The 22,732-nt window shown below is 57.6% G+C and carries 22 protein-coding genes; 3 read left to right on the top strand and 19 right to left on the bottom strand.

The annotated features are described in order from the left end of the window. Positions 1–349: 349 nt before the first annotated feature. Positions 350–511 (bottom strand): hypothetical protein, encoded by a 162-nt coding sequence (locus tag DWB67_RS18355; RefSeq protein WP_255418653.1) that lies wholly within the window; start codon positions 509–511, stop codon positions 350–352. Between DWB67_RS18355 and DWB67_RS18580 the strand changes: the two genes are divergently transcribed. Together DWB67_RS18580 and DWB67_RS11405 are read left to right on the top strand one after the other, a co-directional pair. Then, positions 512–1,765 (top strand): calcium-binding protein, encoded by a 1,254-nt coding sequence (locus tag DWB67_RS18580; protein ID WP_305036731.1) that lies wholly within the window; start codon positions 512–514, stop codon positions 1,763–1,765. An 84-nt stretch (positions 1,766–1,849) separates the two neighbouring features. Next, entirely contained in the window at positions 1,850–2,218 is a 369-nt protein-coding gene (locus DWB67_RS11405; RefSeq protein ID WP_119807666.1) for a hypothetical protein, read from the top strand. 83 nt (positions 2,219–2,301) lie between these two features. On the opposite strand, the gene DWB67_RS11400 is transcribed toward DWB67_RS11405, so the two are convergent. The 8 genes from DWB67_RS11400 to DWB67_RS11365 all read right to left on the bottom strand — a co-directional run bounded on the left by DWB67_RS11400 (position 2,302) and on the right by DWB67_RS11365 (position 10,222). Further along, positions 2,302–3,153 (bottom strand): ATP-binding cassette domain-containing protein, encoded by an 852-nt coding sequence (locus tag DWB67_RS11400; RefSeq protein WP_119807665.1) that lies wholly within the window; start codon positions 3,151–3,153, stop codon positions 2,302–2,304. Then, complete coding sequence (locus DWB67_RS11395; RefSeq protein WP_119807664.1) at positions 3,150–3,989, bottom strand: ABC transporter ATP-binding protein; 840 nt, start codon at positions 3,987–3,989, stop codon at positions 3,150–3,152. Before DWB67_RS11395 ends, DWB67_RS11400 begins: the two co-directional genes overlap by 4 nt. A gap of 3 nt (positions 3,990–3,992) precedes the next feature. After that, the gene (locus tag DWB67_RS11390; RefSeq protein WP_119807663.1) at positions 3,993–4,895 is read right to left on the bottom strand and encodes an ABC transporter permease subunit; all 903 of its coding nucleotides are present in this window, start codon (positions 4,893–4,895) and stop codon (positions 3,993–3,995) included. Beyond that, positions 4,892–5,899 carry an ABC transporter permease subunit gene (locus DWB67_RS11385; protein WP_119807662.1) on the bottom strand — a complete coding sequence of 336 codons (1,008 nt, stop codon included), beginning with the start codon at positions 5,897–5,899 and terminating at the stop codon, positions 4,892–4,894. The genes DWB67_RS11390 and DWB67_RS11385 overlap by 4 nt, the downstream gene beginning before the upstream one ends. Positions 5,900–5,971: 72 nt before the next feature. Continuing rightward, positions 5,972–7,579, bottom strand: coding sequence for an ABC transporter substrate-binding protein (locus DWB67_RS11380; RefSeq protein ID WP_119807661.1), 1,608 nt, complete (start codon positions 7,577–7,579; stop codon positions 5,972–5,974). 267 nt (positions 7,580–7,846) lie between these two features. Further along, positions 7,847–8,866 carry a LysR family transcriptional regulator gene (locus DWB67_RS11375; protein ID WP_119807660.1) on the bottom strand — a complete coding sequence of 340 codons (1,020 nt, stop codon included), beginning with the start codon at positions 8,864–8,866 and terminating at the stop codon, positions 7,847–7,849. Then, positions 8,866–9,108: a hypothetical protein gene (locus DWB67_RS11370; RefSeq protein ID WP_119807659.1), complete on the bottom strand. Its 243-nt coding sequence runs from the start codon at positions 9,106–9,108 to the stop codon at positions 8,866–8,868. Before DWB67_RS11370 ends, DWB67_RS11375 begins: the two co-directional genes overlap by 1 nt. Positions 9,109–9,265: 157 nt before the next feature. Then, positions 9,266–10,222, bottom strand: a complete 957-nt coding sequence (locus tag DWB67_RS11365; protein WP_119807658.1) for a nucleoside hydrolase — start codon at positions 10,220–10,222, stop codon at positions 9,266–9,268. Between the two features lie 96 nt (positions 10,223–10,318). Between DWB67_RS11365 and DWB67_RS11360 the strand changes: the two genes are divergently transcribed. Next, the gene (locus tag DWB67_RS11360; protein ID WP_119807657.1) at positions 10,319–11,263 is read left to right on the top strand and encodes an endonuclease/exonuclease/phosphatase family protein; all 945 of its coding nucleotides are present in this window, start codon (positions 10,319–10,321) and stop codon (positions 11,261–11,263) included. Here the strand turns inward: DWB67_RS11360 and DWB67_RS11355 are convergent. The 10 genes from DWB67_RS11355 to DWB67_RS11310 all read right to left on the bottom strand — a co-directional run bounded on the left by DWB67_RS11355 (position 11,260) and on the right by DWB67_RS11310 (position 22,630). Beyond that, positions 11,260–12,336 carry an FAD-dependent oxidoreductase gene (locus tag DWB67_RS11355; RefSeq protein ID WP_119807656.1) on the bottom strand — a complete coding sequence of 359 codons (1,077 nt, stop codon included), beginning with the start codon at positions 12,334–12,336 and terminating at the stop codon, positions 11,260–11,262. The two genes, DWB67_RS11360 and DWB67_RS11355, sit on opposite strands and share 4 nt — an antisense overlap. A 79-nt stretch (positions 12,337–12,415) precedes the next feature. Continuing rightward, positions 12,416–13,894, bottom strand: a complete 1,479-nt coding sequence (glpK, locus tag DWB67_RS11350; protein WP_119807655.1) for a glycerol kinase GlpK — start codon at positions 13,892–13,894, stop codon at positions 12,416–12,418. Between the two features lie 69 nt (positions 13,895–13,963). Continuing rightward, the gene (locus tag DWB67_RS11345; RefSeq protein WP_119807654.1) at positions 13,964–15,667 is read right to left on the bottom strand and encodes an ABC transporter substrate-binding protein; all 1,704 of its coding nucleotides are present in this window, start codon (positions 15,665–15,667) and stop codon (positions 13,964–13,966) included. Between the two features lie 74 nt (positions 15,668–15,741). Then, positions 15,742–16,014: a DUF2160 domain-containing protein gene (locus tag DWB67_RS11340; RefSeq protein ID WP_119807653.1), complete on the bottom strand. Its 273-nt coding sequence runs from the start codon at positions 16,012–16,014 to the stop codon at positions 15,742–15,744. Positions 16,015–16,028: 14 nt separating this feature from the next. Next, complete coding sequence (locus DWB67_RS11335) at positions 16,029–16,844, bottom strand: carbohydrate ABC transporter permease (protein WP_255418651.1); 816 nt, start codon at positions 16,842–16,844, stop codon at positions 16,029–16,031. Positions 16,845–16,848: 4 nt separating this feature from the next. Next, a complete protein-coding gene (locus DWB67_RS11330; protein ID WP_119807651.1) occupies positions 16,849–17,715 on the bottom strand; it encodes a carbohydrate ABC transporter permease in 867 nt (288 codons plus the stop codon). Between the two features lie 26 nt (positions 17,716–17,741). Then, positions 17,742–18,812, bottom strand: coding sequence for an ABC transporter ATP-binding protein (locus DWB67_RS11325; RefSeq protein WP_119807650.1), 1,071 nt, complete (start codon positions 18,810–18,812; stop codon positions 17,742–17,744). Between the two features lie 10 nt (positions 18,813–18,822). After that, on the bottom strand, positions 18,823–19,908 hold the full coding sequence (locus DWB67_RS11320) for an ABC transporter ATP-binding protein (RefSeq protein ID WP_119807649.1): 1,086 nt from the start codon (positions 19,906–19,908) through the stop codon (positions 18,823–18,825). 39 nt (positions 19,909–19,947) lie between these two features. Next, positions 19,948–21,525: a glycerol-3-phosphate dehydrogenase gene (glpD, locus tag DWB67_RS11315; RefSeq protein WP_119807648.1), complete on the bottom strand. Its 1,578-nt coding sequence runs from the start codon at positions 21,523–21,525 to the stop codon at positions 19,948–19,950. A 157-nt stretch (positions 21,526–21,682) separates the two neighbouring features. Next, a complete protein-coding gene (locus DWB67_RS11310; RefSeq protein WP_119807647.1) occupies positions 21,683–22,630 on the bottom strand; it encodes a LysR substrate-binding domain-containing protein in 948 nt (315 codons plus the stop codon). Positions 22,631–22,732 lie beyond the last annotated feature (102 nt).

Genomic DNA, 22,732 nt, shown 5'->3' with positions numbered 1-22,732 from the left:
GAGGATTATCGGAATCCGGTGACGACGATGGCGTAGCGGAAATTGCGCGTCACGACGTCCCGGTAAGTCGGGGGTGTGAGGAGGTCACTGAACAGTAACGGCAAAGGATTGATCAGATCCGGGTCAGAGAAAGCAGCATTTGTGCAGGGGCCACGAGCTCGGTTTGTTGATATGCCTCTGGTCCGCGCATCGCCATACCGGCCCGCGGTCACATCAACGCCGCATACAGAGGCCTGATACATGACCGCACCCGATCACACGCTCGCGCCGTTCAAAATCACTTGCACCAACGGGGGCATCAATACATGCACAAATCAGGTGACGGCGGCGCGGGCAATGATACAGTTGTCTATAGTGACAGCAGCAGCGGCGTGATGGTCGATCTGCCAATGGCACGGCCGAAGGCGGCGATGGCGACGGTCCCGTCCAGATTGTCGGCGTGGGAACCCTTGTCCGCCATGACATCATCGTCGATGTCGAAAACGCGGTCGGTTCGGCGTTCGGCGATCATTTGACCGGAACTACTGGCGTCAATGTTCTGGAAGGTGGCGCGGGCAACGACCCCCTGACAGGTGGTGGCGGGGCCGATATCCTGAATGGCGGTGACGGCAGCGACACTGCTGATTATTCCGGCGTTAAAAAGGGCATCAAACTTATTCTAGATCGCACCGGAATGGGTGGCGACAAATACATCTCGATCGAGAACCTGTCGGGCACAAGCTTCGGGGATAAAATCACTGGTGACAACGGCGATAACGTCCTGACCGGTCAGGGCGGTGCGGATGTCATCATAGGTGGTGCAGGGAATGATACCCTGCTGGGTGATTTCACCTATGAGAAGGGCATTCCGCTGCCCGGTATGGGTTCGGGATATGCAACGCTTGATGCTGATGCCAGCAACAACTCGATTGAGACCGCCTTAGACATTTCTGACAACTTCTCGCTGGCCGAGGATGCGGATATCGCAAATTCGACCACGGTCCTGCATACGACAGTAAATACGACCGGCAATGGCGCAGGCGGATATTATGGTATCAATCTGACTGCCGGCATGATCGTCACCATCGACATTGATGGCATCCCCGATCCCAATGTGCACGACAGCTGGGTCCGGTTGCTTGACAGTGCGGGCAATATTGTTGCCCAGAACGATGACGGCGGGTCCGATACCGGATCGACCTCTACCCGCGATTCCGGGCTGGTCCATACAATCGAGGAAACCGGAACCTACTATATTCTGGAAGGCAGCTGGAGCGGCGATGCGCCCGGCGACGGATGGGAAGAAGCGGTCCCTGCAGGGTCCGACTATAAGTTGAACGTTTCGATCGACTTCCCCGAACCCGCCGTTCAACCCGGTGAGGTTGGCAATGACCGTTTGCGCGGTGGGGCCGGCAATGACCTGCTGGATGGTAGTCTTGGGGCAGATACCCTGAGCGGTGAAGCGGGCGCGGATTCATTCCGGTTCTCGACCGAGCTGGGCGACGGCAACATCGACCGGATTGCCGACTTCAATGTGACCGACGATTTGATCGTGCTGGACAGCTTTGTATTCGACAATCTGGGCGGCGGCGGCGCGCTTGCCGGTGACGCTTTCTTTGCAAGCACCAGCGGCCTTGCAGCTGATACAGATGATCGTATTATCTATAACAGCAACTCTGGCGGGTTGTTCTATGACGCTGACGGCAGCGGTGATGACGCGGCAATCCAGTTTGCCCATATAAGCGCAAACCTGAATCTGACGGCAGCCGATTTCACCATCGTTTGATCAAAAAACTAAGGGTGGCCAATCGGTCCCCCTTATCCATTCAACACCTGACCGGAGGTTTACGTGAAACGCCGAACTGTTTTCATGACCGCAGGGATCGCAGCATTTGCGGTCGTCAGCGGACAAGCCGTCAGGGCGTCGGACGGCATCAGATGCATCGTCACCTTCGAAGGCGATATGCCAATTCCCGAAGGACAAATCGAAGTTGTGATCGAAAACGCCGGTCTGCAGAGCGAAAATCAGCCGTCCGCTTTGACCTTCCGTATGCCAAGCGACGGTCAATCACGGCAAATCCTGTTCGACCTGCCATTACCGGTAAATATAAAGACAAAATCAGGCGTGCAGATCGTTGCCTATCTTGAACGTAAGGACGGCTGGCTGCTGGCACGGGGAAGTGCAGAATTCAAAACCACCGCTCCGAATAAAATAGAGCTTTTTACCGCAATACATTAAGTTAGATAGGTTCTGACAATGCCAAGGGCCAACACATTGCGCCCCGCTGTTTGCGCCGCATCGTCAGAACCATTCTATATGGCCTACCCTTGAACAGCCGCACCTGAACCCGCCGCTTTACGGCGAGCGACGCGGGCCTTGATGGCCTCAAGATCGGTTGCCGGTGTCGCGGCGAACAGCTGTTGGGTATAAGGGTGTTTGGGATTGCTGAACAATTCCTCACGACTTCCCTGTTCGACCGCTTCACCCTTCGAGATGACCATCACATCATCCGCGATATAGCGAACGACAGAAAGATCGTGGCTGACGAAGACATATGTCAGCCCCAATTCATCCTGCAGATCGGCCAGAAGGTTCAGCACCTGCGCCTGCACCGACAGATCCAGCGCCGAGACTGGTTCGTCCAGCACCAGCAATGACGGGTTCAGCATCAAGGCACGTGCAATGGCAATTCGCTGCCGTTGCCCCCCCGAGAACATATGGGGATAGCGGTTGAAATGTTCGGGCTGCAGGCCGACTTTCTGCAACATGGCTTGTGCACGTTCGCGACGTTCGGCGGCAGGAACTTTGGTGTTGATGATCAACGGTTCCATCAACACGTCGCCAACCTTCTGGCGCGGATTCAGACTGCCATAGGGGTTCTGGAACACCATCTGCACTTTGGACCGCATATCCGGACCGGGTCGGCGGGCGCTGATGTCGACAGCTTTCCCCTCGATCATGATGTCACCGCTGGAGGATGGGTCGATCAGCGCAATGATGCGGGCAAGCGTTGATTTGCCCGATCCGCTTTCTCCGACAATCGCCAGCGTCTTTCCCTTTTGCACCTGAAAGTCGATACCTTTCAGGGCGCGGACAGTACTGCCCTTGGAAAACATTCCGCCTGCGGAATGGTAATCGCGGGTGATGGCACGGCCTTCGACAACGGGCGTCATCTTGCGGCCTCCTCTTGGAAAAAGTCGGACACGGTGGGTAAGCGATCACCTGTTGCATGTTCGGGCAATGCTGCCAGAAGCGCACGCGTGTAAGGGCTTTGCGGCGATTGGAACAACGACAGAACGTCTGCCTCCTCCATCTTGCGGCCTTTGTATTGCACAACAACACGGTCAGCGGTTTCGGCCACAACGCCCATATCATGGGTGATGAGGATCAGGGCCATGCCATAATCTTCCTGCAGCTTCATCAGCAGATCCAGAATTTGCTTCTGGATCGTCACGTCCAATGCAGTCGTCGGTTCATCGGCGATCAACAAACGCGGTTCTGACGCAATCGCGATGGCAATCATCACACGCTGGCACTGGCCGCCTGACATCTGGTGGGGATAGGCGTTCAGCTTGGCTTCTGGATCAGGAATACCGACGGCAGTGAACAGCTCCACCGCGCGCCGGTGCGCGTCACGCCCTGACAGGCCCAGATTGATGCGCAGCACCTCCTCGATCTGGAAGCCGACCGTAAAGGAGGGGTTCAATGAGGCGACAGGTTCCTGAAAGATCATCGTGATCTCTCGACCGATCAGCTTGCGCCGTTCGGCCTTGGACATCTTGCTGATGTCGCGCCCGTCATAGGTCATTTCATCCGCCGTCACTGTGGCGGTATCGGGCAAAAGCCCCATCACCGCCAACATGGACACGGATTTTCCCGAACCGGATTCACCGACAATGGCCAGCACCTCGCCCTTGGAGACATGGACGTCGATCCCGTCAACAGCAGTAAAACTGCCGGTTGCGGTGGCAAATTTGACGGTCAGATTACGGATATTCAGAATGGACATTCTTCAGCTCCGCTTCAGTTTCGGATCAAGGGCGTCACGAAGACCGTCCCCCATCAGGTTAATGGCCAGAACCGACACAAGGATCGTCAGACCGGGGAAAGTCACGACCCACCATGCGCGAAGGATAAATTCCCGCGCCTCGGCCAGCATCGTGCCCCATTCAGGGGTGGGTGGCTGTGCGCCCATACCCAGAAAGCCAAGCGCCGCAGAATCCAGAACCGCCGATGAAAACGACAGTGTTGCCTGAACGATCAGCGGCGCAAGGCAGTTCGGCAGGATGGTCTTGAACATCAGGCGAAGGTTGCCGGCACCGGCCACACGGGCGGCGGTGACGTATTCCCGCTCCATCTCGCTCATGACAGCGGCGCGGGTCAGGCGGGCGAAATGCGGTTGATAGACGATGGCGATGGCGATCATCGCATTGGTCAACCCCGGCCCAAGAACGGCAACCAGAACCAGCGCCAGCAGCAGCGACGGAAACGCAAGGATAAGGTCCATGACACGCATGATGACGTTATCGACCCAGCCACGGAAGAAACCCGCAACCAGACCGATGATGATGCCACCAAACAGCGCGATCGAGACGACGACGATGCCGATAAACAGCGAATATTGCGCGCCATAAATCAGGCGCGACAGCATATCGCGACCCACAGCGTCCGTGCCCAGCAGGAACTGGCTGTTCCCGCCTTCTTGCCAGACAGGGGGCAGCAGCAGCGCATCGCGATATTGCGTCGCGGCACCATGCGGGGCCAGAACTGGCGCAAAAAGTGCCACGACAACCAGCAGGGTGAAGACAACAAGGCCGACAACGGCCCCGCGGTTCTGGCTGAAATAAAACCAGAATTCGGCCAGCATCCTGCGACGGATGGCGGCGTCTGAAAGCTTGACGGTCGTATCGCTCATGATGCACGGATCCTGGGGTTGATAAGGCCATATGTCAGATCGACCAGCAGGTTGACCAGCATGACCATGCCTGCGATCAACAACAGGCCGGATTGGACCACCGGATAATCACGGCGCGAAATGCTGTCGATCATCCATTTGCCGATGCCGGGCCATGAAAAGATCGTCTCGGTCAGGATGGCACCGGCCATCAGCACGCCGATCTGCAGGCCGATGGTGGTGACGACGGGGATCATAGCATTGCGCAGGGCATGCACGCCGATGACACGGCGCTGCGGCATGCCTTTGGCACGGGCGGTACGGACGTAATCCTCTCCCATTACCTCGAGCATGGCGGAACGGGTCTGGCGGGCAATCACGGCCAGCGGGATCGTGGCCAGCACGACAGACGGCAAAATCAGGTGGCTTACTGCCGATGTGAAGGCGCCTTTCTGTCCTGACGTAAGGCTGTCTATCAGCATGAATCCGGTGCTGTCAGGGAAGTAATACATCAAGCTGATACGGCCCGATACCGGCGTCCAGCCAAGGATGCCCGAAAAGAAGATGATCAGCAGCAGGCCCCACCAGAAGATCGGCATGGAAAAACCGACGAGTGCGGCGGTCATCGACACCTGATCGAACCAGCTGCCGCGCTTGATAGCGGCGAAAACGCCTACCGGCACGCCGATCAGCGTGGCCAGAACGATGGCGAACAACCCCAGCTCGACCGTGGCAGGGAACAGGGTCAGGAACTCGCCAAGAACCGGCTTTTTTGTGACCAGCGAATTGCCAAGATCACCATGGAACAGCCGGCCCAGAAATTCGAAATATTGCATCACCAGCGGACGGTCAAAGCCAAGCTGGGCGCTTAATTCGGCATGACGTTCGGGCGATACGCCGCGTTCTCCCGCCATCAGCAGCACGGGGTCACCCGGCAAAATCCGGACAAAGCCGAATGCGATGATCGTGATCCCAAGGAATGTCGGGATCAGGAACAGAAGTTTTGAAAGAATGAAACGGACCATATGCCCCTTACCTTATGGAAAGCGCGGGGCATGGGCCCCGCGCGTCCGGTTATCAAAAACGGGTCGGGCCGATTACTCAGCCAAGTCCACGGTTTCGAAGGTGAAATCGCCAAGCGGGCTCATGACAAAGCCGGATACCTTGTTCGACATCGGCACATATTGCGTCGAATGCGCGATGGTGAACCACGGTGCCTGATCCTTGAAAACCTCTTGGGCTTGTTCATAGATAGCGGTGCGTTCTGCCTGATCCGATGTCACCTTGGCATCCTGCAACAGCTGAGAGAATTCCTCGTTGCACCAGAAAGCGCGGTTCGCGCCGCCGTCACCCGCCGAATCGCAGGACAGCAGAACCGACAGGAAGTTGTCGGGATCGCCGTTATCACCGGTCCACCCCAGAAGAACTGCGCCATCGCGGCCCGGCTCCATCGATTTGGACAGGTATTCACCCCATTCATAGGACACGATCTCGGCGTTGACGCCGACCTTCGACAGGTCTTCCTGCATCAGTTCGGCGGTGCGGCGCGCGTTCGGCATATAGGGACGCTGAACTGGCATCGCCCAGATCTTCATCGACAGATCGGTAACGCCCTCTTCCTCTAGCATCGCCTTGGAGGCTTCGGGATCATAGGGGTCGTCCTGAATTGCGTCGTTATAGGACCACATGGTCGGCGGGATCGGGTTTTTGGCAGGTTCTGCTGCACCCTGGAACACCGCCTGAACAATCGCCTCTTTGTTGATGGCCATGTTCAGTGCCTTGCGGACCTTCGGATTGTCAAAGGGCGCGACGGTGGTGTTATAGGCAAGATAGCCGACGTTCAGACCGGGCTGTTCGTCCAGCGTCAGGCTGTCATCCGCACGGATCGATTCAATATCGGCAGGCGCCGGATAAGGCATCAGGTGGCATTCGCCGGCCTTCAGCTTTTGCAAACGCACGGCGCTGTCGGGGGTGATTGCAAAGATCAGATCGTCGATCTTGGGCGCGGTACCCCAGTAATCTGGGTTCTTGCGGTAACGGATAACCGCATCTTTCTGGTAGGCCAGGAACGTGAACGGACCGGTGCCGATCGGCATGTTGTTCAGGTCTTCCTGACGGCCCGCCGCTTCCAGCGTATCGGCATATTCCTTAGACACGATCGACGCGAAGGCCATCGCGATATTGGCAAGGAAGGGTGCCTCGGGCTGGTTCAGCGTGAACTTCACGGTGTAGTCGTCGATTTTCTCGATCGATTTCACCAACGATGGCATCGCCATCGAGGTGTAATATTCATAGGTCACGCCCGGGATATACTGGTGCCACGGATTATCGGCATCGCTTTGACGTTCGAAAGAAAAGATCACGTCATCGGCGTTGAAATCGCGCGACGGGGTGAATGCCTCGTTCGAGTGCCACTTGACGCCTTCACGCAGGTGGAAGGTATATTCGGTTCCGTCTTCCGACACATCCCAGCTTTCGGCCAGACCGGGCTCGACCTCGGTCGTTCCTTTCTTGAATTCGGTCAGGCGGTTGTAAATCGGATGGGCCGAGGCGTCGAACGTGCCACCTGCGGTATAGGGTGCCGGATCAAAACCCTCGGGAGAGGCTTCCGAGCAATATACAAATGTCTTGGCCTCGGCTGCCGCAGCTGCCGACATCAGCGCCACTGCCGAAACGGCAATCAGGCTGCGCGAAAAATATTTCATGGAAAAATCCTTCTGGTCTCTGTTGAACGTCATTTTTCATGTCCGGCTTGCTGCCGGTTTCACGGTGGTCATAAAATAGGCATATACCATGACTTATCTGCCCTTCCACCGATAACCTTGATGAAAACGAATTTACTTGCGGCATCTCAATCGATGACGTCGGATAAATAGATTTACATTATAAGGGGGCATGCACGACCAACGCAAGATTCTGCGGACGACCGCCAATCGCTACTGTCGATTATGTCCATGCAAAGACTGGTAATTTCAGTCCAGATGCAGCTGTCCAACGAAATCCAGAAAGCTGGCCAGCGCCGCCGTGACCAGTTTGCGACTGGAATAAAGCACATGGACCGGCACACCCGGCAGTGCGTAATCTTGCATCACCGGCACCAGTCGCCCCTGTACCAGATCGTCATGCACATGGAATTCCGGTGCCAGTGCGATCCCCTTGCCGCCGACGGCCAGGGACTTCAGCAGCTCTCCGTTGTTCGACGAAAACGCCGGGGTAATCTTTTGATAGATCACTTCGTTTTCGTGACGTAACGGCCATGTGCTTGGCCCCCGCATATTAGTGTAATGGAGGCACTGGTGATCACGCAGATCGCTGGGACTGTCGGGACTACCTTTGGCCGCGATATATTCGGGTGACGCAACCAGCATGATACGGGCATCATGCAATTTGCGGGCATGAAGCGTGCTGTCTTCCAATGTCCCGATACGGATGATCGCGTCGAACCCTTCGCGGGTCAGATCCGAACGGGTATCCTCCAGCACCATATCCAGCTGGATATCAGGATATTCTTCCATAAAGCGGATCAGATGGGGCTGGAACACCTTCAGCGTGTATTGCACCGGACTGCCGATTTTCAACGGACCCGACGGACGTTGCGAGGCAGAGCGCACAGCCTCGGTCGCGGCATCGATGCGCGACAGGATATCACTGATCTCGGTGTAAAAGCTTAGGCCGATGGCGGTCGGCTTGACCGCACGGGTTGTGCGGGTCAGCAGACGCGTACCCAGATTGGCCTCGAGGTCGGAAATCAGCTTGCTGCACATGCTTTTCGAAATGCCGACCTTGCGGGCCGCATTGGCGAAACTGCCTTCGTCGATAATGGCCGCAAAGCTGCGAAGAACCTTGATATCCATGCCGCCACCTGTCCGGGGTCCGTCATGTCCAGCCACAACATGCGCATGCCCTGCTTCAGATAAAGAAAGACCGCCGTGCCCGTTACAGGCACCGCGGTCGGAGCGTTCCATCAAGGGACCGTCCAGCTTAGCGATCATTACCGATCCTGATTGTTTTTTGCAATCTGGGTGTTGGTCGGGAATGCGGTGATGGTGACCATGTCATCGGCTTCCAGCGAAGCGCGGGTCAGCTCGACCGCGGTCATCACGGAATCTGCACGAACCTGAACGGTTTGAACATTCGCGGTCGCGGTCGAGCTGTCGTCAGGACGTTCGTTGCGGGCATTGGTTGCAGCGCCAGCAACGCCGGTTGCCATGGTCAGGGCGGTCAATGCGATCATAAGGGTTTTCATTATCGTAATCTCCGATGTGTTTCTGTGGAGCGTCAGTCTTGCTCCGATGACTGTCAGATAAGTCGGGACACTGTCATTGATTAGTCACAAAATATCGCCTTCTGTGTTCGATAAAACGATATAATCGCGCGCCATCGTTCACATATCAGCCATTAACCGCAGTACATATCTCACCTATCCGTGCGATAATCTGATCGACATCCCCGTCACTGGCATATGCCTGCACCGGCAAGTCGTCCCATGCCCCCATCGGACCTTTGCGATCCTGCGGGTTCATAATGGTCAAACCAAGGGCAATTCCCTGCCACAGCACGCGCACCTGCCCGTGCGTCAGACGAAACAGATCGGGATCGGTCAGGAATACCGCCGCGCAACAATCGTGGATGACCATGCCGTCATACCCTGATTGTGCATAAAACCCGATATAATCCTGCGACAGATCGGCAACCAGCTGCATCCCCTCGCCGCCCTTATCGGCCAGCGCCTGCAATTCACGGCGCCCGATCATCGTGCGCGTCGTCAGATCCAGCGGGATCGCGGTCACATGCCAATCCGCACCAAAGACCCTATCGGCGGCCAAAGGATCGCCCCAGATATTTGCCTCGGCTGCGGGGGTGATATTACCGGCCACGCGGAACGCCCCCCCCATGATCACCACATCACCAACCAGATCGGCAATTTCAGGGTCGATCTGCAAAGCACGGGCAAGATTGGTCATCCGCCCTACGGCCAAAATCCGGACTTTGCCGGGATGCGCGCGCACCTGATCAATAATGAACTGCGCGGCGGTATCCGCCTCTTCAACGGGTGCATCGGGAATGTCGATGTCACCCATGCCGTTTTCACCGTGGATGTGCACGGGGAACGATTCATCGGGCATATCGGGCGTGATCGCCGCGGCCGCCCCTGCATGCACCGGAACATCAGCGCCCCATGACCGCAGAAGGAAACGTGCATTTCGGGTCGTCAGCGTCACAGGTGCGTTACCAAACACGGTCGTGACGCCCAGCAACTGGATTTGCGGATGACGGATCAGATAATACAGGGCCAGCGCATCGTCCACACCGGGGTCCGTATCAAAAATAACCTTATGCGTGTTCATATCGTGACCCTACTTATACAAAGAGGGGCTGCTTAACCTGCTGCCCGCCCACGTCAACATAAAGCGTCCTCAAAACGCACTGGTCGGAGCACACAAATGCGTATTCTGAAACGATTGGCCAAGATCTCTGCCGGAATCCTCCTGGTACTGGCGCTGCTTCTTGGCGGTACGCAACTGTGGAACGGCCGCGGCGCGGGTGCGCAGGCTTTGGGGGCGGCAACGCCCCATGATTTGCGGGTGGCCAGCTTCAATGTCCATTATATTTTGCTGAACAAACCGGATGGTCCGTGGTCTGTCGCCGATTGGGAACGCCGTAAACCCGCCATGACCAAAGCCGTCACCAGCCTTGGCGCTGACATTATCGCCTTTCAGGAAATGGAAAGCTTTCGTCGCGGTGACGAAGGATCGGTCAATCTGGCCCGCGACGCATTGCTTGAGGCAATGCCCGCCTATGCAGCGGCTGCAAATGGCGACCCCGAGATATTCCCCACGACCCAGCCGATCTTCTACCGGACCGAGCGTTTGACCCTGCTGGATCAGGGCTGGTTCTTCTTTTCCGAAACACCTGACGTTATCTATTCGCGCACCTTCAATGGGTCGTTTCCGGCCTTCGCCTCTTGGGCCGAATTCTTTGACATGCGCAGTGGACAGAACCTGCGCGTCGTCAATGTCCACTTCGATTACAGCAGCGGCGAAAACCGTGTGAAGACAGCTAATCTTGTTCGTGACCGCATTGCCGAATGGACCAAAGCCGGAGAGAACGTCGTGCTGGTCGGCGATCTGAACGCCATGGCCGGATCGAAAACTGTTGATGTTCTGAAACAGGCAGGGCTGGAACTTATACCGGTCAAAGGCTCGACCTATCACCTGAACCACGGGTTGAATCTGTTCGGCGCCATCGACCATGTCATGCATGATTGCAGCACCGCCATGCCCGAACGTCCCGTGGCCATCCGTCAGCGTTTTGACGGCATCTGGCCAAGTGACCATTATCCCATCCTGTCGCAAATCAGGCTGGGTGCGGGAAGTTGTGCCTCTTAGGTGCTATTGCGGGACATAAAGCGCTGGTCGATGCGGTCCTTCCAGCGCCAGACCCAAGGGCCCGACACATGGACCCCGCGCCATGTCGCCAGCCCGACCTTCCCCCCAAGCGAGATGATCTTCAAATGGTGTTTCTGCGGATTATGGCGGGACAGCGTCTGACCCTTTGCAGCCGCGACCAGATTGCGCGCCAGATCCGGCCCTTGCCGGACGGCATAGACACCTGCGCGCGGGCGCGGTGCGTGCTGCATGATCGCACAATCCCCCGTCGCAAAAATGCCCTGATGGCCGCTGACCTGTAAATCTGCCCCGATGGTCACAAAGCCGCCTTCATCCGTCGGCAGGTCACGCGCCAGCCAAGAGGCCGGTCGTCCGCCCGCGGCACCGATGGTCAGGGCGCTGTCGATGCGCGTCCCATCCGCCAAGACCACCTGCCCCACCCCGATGGATGTCACGCGTGATTTCAGATGGACGGTGACATTATAGCTCGCCAAAGCCTCTAACAACAGCTTGCGGGGGCCAATCGGAAGTTCGGTCAGGACACGCGGGCCTGCCTCGACCACGGTCACCTTTGGCCCGATACGATGTGCTGCGGCCAAGGCAATCTCGACCCCTGCGACGCCACCACCGATGACGGTCACAGGGCCGGGCTGCGCGGCAAAGCCTGTCCATCGTTCCGCAAAGGGGGCCAGCGGCTTGACCGCCACGGCATATTGGTCAAAGCCCGCAATTCTTGGCATATCGGCCTGAATACCGACATCCAGCGACGCCAGATCGAACGAAAGGCCGCCCTGACGGGTTTGAACGATACGGTTGACGGGATCGAAGCCGATCACGCGGGCCCGTATCAGCCGGACGTTATATTTCACCGCGATCAACGCCAGATCAAAGCGGGCCTGCGCCATATCATAATGACCCGCGATCACCCCTGGCAGCATACCCGAATAGGCGGCATAGGGTGCGGGGTCGATCATCGTGATCCTGGCATCCGGCAGGCTGCGCCGCAGGGCGGGCAAGGCGACCAGATGTGCGTGACCTGCGCCGATCAGTACGATATTGCATGGATCTGTCATCGCGAACCTTTAAAAACCTTACCCGCAGGTCTGCGCGGTCGAAGGGTCCGACGCAAGGCATCGGACCATCAAATCAAGGTCAAATGGTCATTGTTGCCTTAACAGCCCGGCCCCATGCTGCATATCGGGCATCGCGGTCATCATCGCTCATATCGGGGGTAAAACTGCGATCCAGTCGCCATTCGGCGGCAAATCCCTGTGCATCCGGGTAAATGCCACATTTCTGGCCCGCCAGCCACGCGGCACCAAGGGCGGTGGTTTCGGTGACGCGGGGGCGGTCAACCTGTGCGCCCAGAATATCGGACAGGAACTGCATCGCCCAGTCAGAGGCGCTCATCCCGCCATCCACGCGCAGGGCGGTTTCGCCTTTGGCCTGCCAGTCAGCCTTCATCGCTTCCAACAAGTCCCGAGTCTGGAAGCCGACGCTTTCCAGCGCAGCCTTGGCCAGTTCGGCGGGGCCTGAATTGCGGGTCAGGCCATAGATTGCGCCACGGCAATCAGGCTGCCAATAGGGCGCGCCAAGGCCGGTGAAGGCGGGTACCAGAATAACCTGCTGGCCAGCATCTGCCTTTTCGGCCAACGGCTGGGTTTCTTCGGCATTCCGGATAATCTGCAACCCGTCACGCAGCCATTGCACAACGGCACCGGCGATAAAGATCGAACCTTCAAGCGCATAGGTCGGCTTTCCGTCCAACTGATAGGCAATGGTCGTCAGCAGGCGCTTGGTCGAGGTGACAGGCGTGTCCCCCGTGTTCAGCAGCGCAAAGCACCCCGTACCATAGGTCGATTTCATCATCCCCGGTTGGAAGCAGGCCTGCCCCACGGTCGCTGCCTGCTGGTCGCCCGCCACACCGGTGATCGGGATGGGGCGTCCGAAAAGATCAGCCCGTGTCATGCCGAAATCCGCCGAACAATCGCGGACATCGGGCAACATCTTCAGGGGGATGCCGAACAGGTCGCTGATCGTCCTGCTCCAACGACCTTTGTGGATGTCATACAGCATCGTGCGCGCGGCATTCGTCGCGTCGGTCGCGTGCACCTTGCCGCCGGTCAGGTTCCAGATCAGCCAGCTGTCGACGGTGCCGAACAGCAGTTCACCCGCCTCGGCGCGGGCGCGGGCGCCGTCGACATGGTCCAATATCCATTTCAGTTTGGTGGCTGAAAAATACGGGTCCACCAGCAGGCCCGTGCGTTCGGTGATCATGGGGCCATGACCAGCGGCCTCCAGCTCCCGACAGAAATCGGCGGTGCGGCGATCTTGCCAGACGATGGCGTTATGGATGGGTTTCCCCGTCTTGCGATCCCAGACCAAAGTCGTTTCGCGCTGGTTGGTAATGCCGATTGCGGCAATTTCGGGATTTCCCGACTTTTCAATGGCGGCGCGACAGGTTGCGGCGACGCTTGCCCAAAGATCGCCCGGATCATGTTCCACCCAGCCCGATTGCGGGAAATGCTGTGGAAATTCCTCTTGCGCGCTGGCAACGACGGTCATCTGACCGTCAAAGACAATGGCGCGGGACGAGGTTGTCCCCTGATCGATGGCAAGGATATGGGTCATGTTCTGGGTCCTGTCAGGCAAATGCCGAAGGGCGCGGCGAACCGCACCCCCCAAGTGTGATACGCGGGCTTATTCCTGCCAGCGCTTGATAAGTTCTTCATAGGCGATGGTCACCGGTGCCGGCTTTTCATTGTCCAGCTTAGGCTTTGGTGCACCTTCCTGATCAAGCCAGACCTGAGGGTCCTGCGGCTCGTTCAGTTTGGGGCCAAGATCGCCCTGAATGCCGGCGCGTTCAAGCCGCTCCATCACGGATTCCTGCTGTTCGCACAGCGCATCCAATGCCTCTTGCGAGGTTTTAGCACCCGAGGATGCATCCCCGATATTCTGCCACCATAGCTGCGCCAGACGCGGGTAATCCGGCACGTTCAGACCGGTGTCCGACCAACGCGTCCGGTCGGGTGAACGATAGAATTCCACCAGTCCGCCCAGCTTGGGCGCACGTTCGGTAAAGCTTTCATGACGGATGCTGCTGTCACGCACAAAGGTCAGGCCGACGTGGCTTTTCTTGGTATCCACCGTTTTCGACACGATGAATTGTGCATAAAGCCAAGCGGCCTGCGCACGATCAACAGGCGTCGATTTCATCAGCGTGGCGGCACCCACATCCTGATAGCCGACCTTCATGCCGTCTTCCCAATAGGCACCATAGGGCGACGGTGCCATGCGCCATTTCGGCGTCCCGTCGTCGTTCATGACCGGCAGGCCCTCCTTGACCATATCGGCGGTAAAGGCGGTGTACCAGAACATCTGCTGGGCGATATTGCCTTGGGCGGGGACAGGGCCAGCCTCGCTGAAGGTCATGCCCGCGGCGGCGGGGGGCGTATAATTCTTCAACCAGTCGATATATTTATCGATGGCATAGACCGCTGCCGGGCTGTTAGTCGCCCCGCCACGCGCCATGCAAGACCCGACAGGCTGATAGTTTTCGTTGACGCGAATGCCCCATTCATCGACCGGAAAGCCGTTGGGCTCACCCTTGTCGCCCATACCGGCCATGGACATCCATGCATCGGTAAAGCGCCAGCCAAGGCTGGGGTCTTTCTTGCCGTAATCCATGTTGCCAAAGATTTCCTGCCCGTCAATTTCACGACCGGTAAAGAACTTGGCAATATCCTCATAGGCCGACCAATTGACTGGAACGCCCAGATCATAACCGTATTCGGCGCGGAATTCGGCCATGATGTCGGGATCGGTGAACCAGTCATGGCGGAACCAGTAAAGGTTGGCAAACTGCTGGACCGGCAGCTGGTACAGCTTGTCATCGGGACCCGTCGCCGAAGCCAGACCGATAAAGTCATCCAGATCAAGGTCCGGATTGGTGAAATCAGCACCGTCTTCGGCCATCCAGTCGGTGATGTTGCGGACCTGCTGGTAACGCCAATGCGTACCGACCAGATCGGCATCGTTGATATACATGTCATAGACGTTTTCGCCGGTCTGCATTTGGGTTTGCAGTTTTTCGACGACGTCGCCCTCACCGATCAGGTCATGGGTCACCTTGATGCCGGTAATAGCCGTAAAGGCCGGTGCAAGGACGCGGCTTTCGTATTCATGCGTCGTGATGGTTTCCGACACCACATTGATCGACATACCGGCCAGCGGCTCGGCTGCGTCGACGAACCACTGCATCTCGGCTTCCTGCCCGGCGCGGTCCAGCACCGACATATCGCCGATTTCCGCATCCAAGAAGCTGCGGGCGGCGTCCATATCCGCGAATGCGGGGCCCGTCAGGGCCATCAGCACCGCTGTTGTAGATAGCAATCTTTTATTCATGTTTCCCTCCCCAGGAATTTTCAGTTTCTTGTTTCAGACCTGCAGGCTCCATTCCTCCGGCAGGCCCTGTCTTGTTACACCCACCGGAAAACGGCAGCTGCATAGACCAGACAGACCAACAACGCCCATGGCTGTGCCAGCCCCATCAGACCCAGCCATGCCAGATTGATGAAAGCCGAACCAAGAAGCGTGATGAACAGGCGGTCGCCGCGTGTCGTCTCGATCCCCAGAACGCCGGTGCGCGGCGTTTCGGGAAAGCGGATCGCAAGGATCGAGAAGACGATCAGCAGGCCGGCAATGGTGGCGAAGAAAAGCGCCGTCGGCATGGTCCAAGCCATCCAGGACATGATGCAATCCCCCCTTACACGCGGCCCAGGGCAAAGCCCTTGGCGATATAGTTTCGAACAAACCAGATGACCAAAGCCCCCGGCACGATGGTCAGCACACCCGCAGCAGCCAGAACGCCCCAGTCGACGCCTGACGCCCCTTGGGTCCGTGTCATGATGGCAGCAATCGGCTTTGCGTCAACCGAGGTCAGCGTCCGCGACAGCAGCAATTCGACCCAGCTGAACATAAAGCAGAAGAATGCCGCAACCCCGATCCCGGAAGAGATCAACGGCATGAAAATCTTGATGAAGAAGCGGCCGAAACTGTAGCCGTCGATATAGGCTGTTTCATCAATCTCTTTCGGAACGCCGCGCATGAAGCCTTCCAAGATCCAGACGGCCAACGGCACGTTGAACAGACAATGCGCCAGCGCGACGGCGATATGCGTGTCAAACAGTCCGACCGACGAATAAAGCTGGAAGAACGGCAGCGCGAACACCGCGGGCGGCGCCATGCGGTTGGTCAGCAGCCAGAAGAACAGATGCTTGTCGCCCATGAAGTGATAGCGGCTGAAGGCATAGGCCGCAGGCAGCGCCACCCCGATGGAAATCACCGTATTCATCACCACATAGATCAAGCTGTTCACATAGCCCATATACCAACTGGGATCGGTCAGGATCGTGGCGTAATTCGCCAGTGTCAGGTTCTGCGGCCACAGGCTGAAGGTACCCGTAATCTCGGCGTTGGTCTTCAGGCTCATGTTGATCAGCCAATAGATCGGCAGCAACAAGAACAGCAGATAAAGGACCATGACAACGGCGCTGCCGTTCAGGCGGGGTGTTTTTGCCATCATTTTAGCCCCTTTTGTCCAGATTGGTCATGATCGTATAGAAGACCCATGAAATCAGCAGGATCACCAGAAAATACATCAGCGAGAACGCCGCCGCCGGACCCAGATCGAACTGTCCAAGCGCCATTTTTACCAGATCGATGGACAGGAAGGTCGTGGCATTGCCCGGACCGCCGCCGGTAACGACGAAAGGCTCGGTATAGATCATGAAGCTGTCCATGAAGCGCAACAGAATGGCGATCATCAGAACGCCCGCCATCTTTGGCAGCTCGATATAGCGAAAGACTTTCCAGCGCGACGCCTGGTCGATCTTGGCAGCCTGATAATAGGCGTCGGGGATGGATTGCAGCCCCGCATAGGCCAGCAGCGCCACCAAGGATGTCCAGTGCCAGACGTCCATCACGATGACCGTCGCCCATGCATGGAAGGTGTTCTGGGTATAGTTGTAATCAATCCCGATAGCGTCCAGCACATAGCCCAGCAGGCCGATATCGACGCGCCCGAAAATCTGCCAGATCGTGCCGACCACGTTCCACGGAATCAGCAAAGGCAGCGACATCAGCACCAGCACAACGCTGGCCCAGAAGCCGCGCTTGGGCATATGCAAGGCAACAAAGATACCCAGTGGAATCTCGATTGCAATGATGATGGTCGAAAACGCCAGCTGGCGTCCCAAAGCGTTCCACATCCGGTCCGAGGACAGAAGATCCTTGAACCATTCCAGCCCCGCCCAGAAAAAGACGTTATTCCCGAAAGTATCCTGAACCGAGTAGTTGACCACCGTCATCAGCGGGATCACCGCCGAAAATGCGACCAGAACCAGCACCGGCAGGACCAGAAACCAGGCTTTGTTATTGACTGTCTTATCCATTTTATCCCCCTCCCTCTGATTGCGGCCTAACGGCCTGTGACACGCCAGTCATCGGCATAGACGTTGATATGTGCCGGATCGAAGGCTGCACGGGTCATGTCTGGCGTAATCTGCTGATCCTCGGGGGCGATGATATTGATCTCATGGCCCATCAGGTCGGCGCGGATAATTTTGTGACGGCCTACATCCTCGATCCGACGGATGGTGACAGGCAATCCTTCGTCACGCGACAGCCGTATATATTCCGGCCTGACACCAATCTGAATATTTCCGGCCAGCGGGCCATAACCCTGCGTCAGTGCAACAGTTCCACCCGGCACCAGAGCCTGATTGCCATCAATCTTGGCGGGCAGAAGGTTCATCCCCGGTGATCCGATGAAGTAACCGACAAAGGTATGTTCGGGGCGTTCGAACAATTCCTCGGGGGTGCCGATCTGGACCACGCGTCCGTCATACATGACAACGACTTTGTCGGCGAAGGTCAGCGCCTCGGTCTGGTCATGGGTGACATAGATCATCGTGTGGCCGAAATCTTGGTGCAGCTTTTTCAGCTGCGTCCGCAATTCCCACTTCATATGCGGGTCGATCACTGTCAGCGGTTCGTCAAACAGCAGGGCATTCACATCCTTGCGGACCATGCCCCGTCCCAGACTGATTTTCTGCTTGGCATCGGCTGTCAGACCACGAGCTTTGCGTGACAGCATATGTTCCATGCCGATCATCTGGGCGATTTCATTCACACGTTCGGCGACATAAGCTTCATCCCGACCGCGGTTACGCAGCGGGAAGGCAAGGTTATCATGCACGGTCATCGTGTCGTAAACGACAGGAAACTGGAAGACTTGCGCGATGTTGCGTTCTGCCGTAGGTGCGCGGGTGACATCCTGACCGTCGAACAGGATGCGCCCCTGCGACGGCACTAAAAGCCCCGAGATGATGTTCAGCAGCGTCGATTTTCCGCAACCCGACGACCCTAGCAGCGCATAGGCCGCCCCGTCGTCCCAGTCATGGTCCAGCTGTTTTAGTGCATAATCATCCTGCGATTGCGGGTTCGGCAGATAGGAATGTGCCAGATTTTCAAGCGTGATTTTTGCCATGATCGCCCCTCTATGCAGCGATTGCATATGCTGCGGGGGTGACCAGACGGCCATCCGCGGCAAAGACATAGACGTGGCGCGGTTCCAACCACACGGGCAGGCTTTGTCCAAGCGTCAGGTCGTGAACACCATGCATTAACCCCACCCATCGTTCACCGTGATGGTCCATATGGATGAATGTTTCCGAGCCGGTCAGTTCGGTCACAACCAGCGTGGCGTCAAACCGCAAGGCATCGGCGGATGGTTGTGACAGATGCAAATGGTTGGGCCGGAAGCCCGTCTGGTATTGCCCGTCCGGCAAACTGCCCAGCAGACCCGCATCCGCTTCTCGCCCGCCATCAAAGGACAGCCGGTCGCCGCGTTTTTCCATCGTCACGAAATTCATCGGCGGATCGGAAAACACCCGCGCCGTCGTGGCCGAGGCGGGCTGGCGATAGACATGCGGCGTCGGCCCGAATTGCGTCAGTCGCCCTTCCCACAATGCAGCAGTGTTGCCGCCCAGCAGCAAGGCTTCCTCTGGTTCGGTGGTGGCATAGACGAAGATAGCGCCCGATGCTTCGAAGATGCGCGGAATTTCGACCCGCAGTTCTTCCCGCAGTTTATAGTCAAGGTTCGCCAGCGGTTCGTCCAGCAGGACCAGCCCCGCATTCTTGACCAAGGCCCGCGCTAAAGCGCAACGCTGCTGCTGGCCGCCCGACAGCTCCAGCGGTTTGCGCTGCAGCATAGGGGTCAGCTTCATCATTTCGGCGGTTTCACGCACGCGGGCGTCGATATCTACAGCACTGACCCCCATCAACCGCAAGGGTGAGGCGATGTTATCGAACACCGACATCGCCGGATAATTGACAAACTGCTGGTAAACCATCGCGACCTTGCGGTCTTGCACCCGCATGCCTGTAACATTGTCGCCCTTCCAGAACACCCGCCCCTGCGTCGGCTTATCCAGCCCTGCCATCAGACGCATCAGCGATGTTTTCCCGGATAGGGTCGGGCCCAACAGCACGTTCATCGTGCCGCGTTCCAATGTCAGGTCGGTCGGGTGGATGTGCACCTGCCCGTCGACGACCTTGCTGACGCCTTTCAATTCCAGTGACATGTTTCCCCTCCCAAGGATGCGCCGCTTATGTTGCGGCGTCTATTTTGCCAGTCGCGCCTTCATCCAGTTGTCCAATCCCTGCACCTGTTCCGTATCCATCCGCAGTCCCAGCTTGCTGCGACGCCAGATGATATCGGCAGCGCAGGTGGCATATTCGCGATCCATCAGCCAGATCACCTCGGCCTCGGTCAGGGTTGCCCCGAAATCGACACCAAGATCGGCTGGCTGTGCAGCCCCCCCCATGATCTGCGCCGCCTCGGACCCATAGGCGCGAACCAACCGCAGCGCCCATCTGTCGGTCAGGAAAGGATGCGCCGAACGCAACTGCGCCACAAGCGTCTGAACGCCATCGACCGGAAAATCACCGCCGGGCAAGGCGACGCCTCTGGTCCACGGGTCGGGCAAAGCGTCGAAATGCGCGCCGATCTTTTCCATCGCGGATTCGGCCAGACGGCGATAGGTGGTGATTTTTCCGCCAAAGACGTTCAGCACCGGTGCGCCACCGTTCGTATCAACCTTCAGCGTGTAATCCCGCGTTGCAGCCGTCGCGCTTTGCGCCCCGTCGTCATACAAAGGCCGCACACCCGAATAGGACCAGACGACATCATCCGCCGTCAGTTGCTGCGTGAAATACTGGTTGGCAAAGTTCAGCAGATAATCGCGTTCCTGCGGCGTGCATTCCGGCTCGACCGAAGGATCATCATGTTCCGCATCGGTCGTGCCGATAAGGGTAAAATCGGTTTCATAAGGAATCGAGAAGATGATCCGGCCATCGGTCCCCTGGAAGAAATAGCATTTGTCGTGGTCGTAAAGCCTGCGCGTCACAATATGCGAACCGCGCACCAGACGGACGCCTTCGGTCGAATTCAACCTGATCTTGCCCTGAATAATATCGCCGACCCAAGGGCCACCCGCGTTGATCAGCATTCTGGCGTGATGGGTCCGTGTCTGGCCATCCGGTCCCTGAACCGAAACGATCCATTTGTCGGGATGCCGTTCGGCGGAAATGACCTTGGTGTGGGTCATGATCTTTGCACCACGCGCCTCGGCATCACGGGCATTCAGGACGACCAGTCGCGAATCCTCGACCCAGCAATCGGAATATTCATAGGCGTGGTGAAAACGTTCCTGCAACGGCGCGCCCTCGGGGGTGCCATCCAGTGAAACGGTGCGCGTCGCGGGCAGGATTTTGCGACCGCCCAGATTGTCATACATGAACAACCCCAGCCGGATCAGCCATGCCGGACGACGCCCCTTCATCCACGGCATCACCAGCCCCAGCAGCTTCGAGGTCGGCGTATCGGATTCAAACCGCATCTCGGGATGGTAGGGCAGCACAAACCGCATCGGCCAACTGATATGCGGCATGGCACGCAGCAGGTTTTCACGCTCGATCAGGGCTTCGCGGACCAGACGGAATTCGAAATACTCCAGATACCGCAGCCCGCCGTGAAACAGCTTGGTAGAGGAGGATGACGTTGCCTGTGCCAGATCACCCATCTCGGCCACGGTGACCGACAGGCCGCGTCCGACCGCATCACGCGCAATACCGCATCCATTGATGCCGCCGCCGATGACAAAAAGATCGACCAGATCCGGTGTCGCATTGTCGGACAAGGGCCCGCTCCTTCCAGGTTCTTTGCTGTTTCCTATTGTGTGTCGACAAACGCGCCAAAAGGAAAGCGATTTATTTTCGCTTTTGTTCTTTTCCAAGTTCATTGAAGCTATTTCGGACCGAATGACGGGACAACGCCGTTACATTGCCCCGAAACACCTAAGGTATCGGTTCCAAGGAAACGCGGGCCAGATCATTCCAGAGCGTTTCGGGCATTCGGGAATGCGCGTTATCGGTCCGGCACCGGTACAGTCTGACATCAAGGTCCAGAAGCCAGATCGGGTCATCCGATGCCGCGACCAGACGCCCTTCGGCCAGATCTTGCGCGATCAACGACTGCGGCAGCCAGCAGATACCATGCCCCTCCAGCGCCAAAGCACGAAGGCCGATACACATCGAATTTTCATGCATTACCCGACGCTTCAGGGAATGGCGCGCGAACAACCGCTCTAGCGCGCTTCCGAAAAAGGAAACTGGCCCGTAATCCAGATAGGGTATGGCGGATATGTCCGTGTTGGATGACGCTTTGGCCAGATCCGTGGTCAGCCCTTTCCCCGAACACGCCAGTTCGGGGGCCATGACCGGAATGACCTGATCATGTGCCAGCGTGATCCAGTCGAACTTCTGCGGATCAAGCAGCATCGACACATAGGGGTGCGAATAGGTCAGCAACAGATCGACTTCACCGGTGATCAGGCTGTCCAGATTTGCCTCGATCCCGCCACGGTCGGGGATCAGTTTGGTCATGACATCAGGAATAGCCTGATCAACCTGCGCCAACCATTGCGGCATCAGGGTAACCGTCAGGGTCTGCAATGCGGCAATGCTAAGAACCGGCCGGTCCGGCGCCTGACGGGGTTGCGCCGCAGCACGCGCGCCCGACATTGTCCTGATCGTATCTTGTGCAACCGACAAAAAGGCCACGCCTTCGGGCGTCAGTTCGGCCGGAATTGTCGCGCGGCTGACCAGATCAGCCCCCAACCATGTCTCAAGCTGCCTGATCCGGCGGCTGAAGGCCGATTGGGTGACGTTGCGCTGCTCGGCCGCGCGCGAAAAGCTGGCAGTGGCCGCAAGAGCCGCAAAGTCTTCCAGCCATTTAAGTTCCATGTTGATCCCGTTGGTAAAATTGAACTTTCAATGTTATGCAAGAATTGCATAAGCATTCCGGAATTGGGCATTGGCCTTGTCAGGACCGTTCTTCTAGCTTCT

The sequence above is a fragment of the Paracoccus sp. JM45 genome (genome assembly GCF_003590715.1).
Classification (GTDB): Bacteria; Pseudomonadota; Alphaproteobacteria; order Rhodobacterales; family Rhodobacteraceae; genus Paracoccus.
This window is presented reverse-complemented; position numbering and strand designations above follow the sequence as displayed.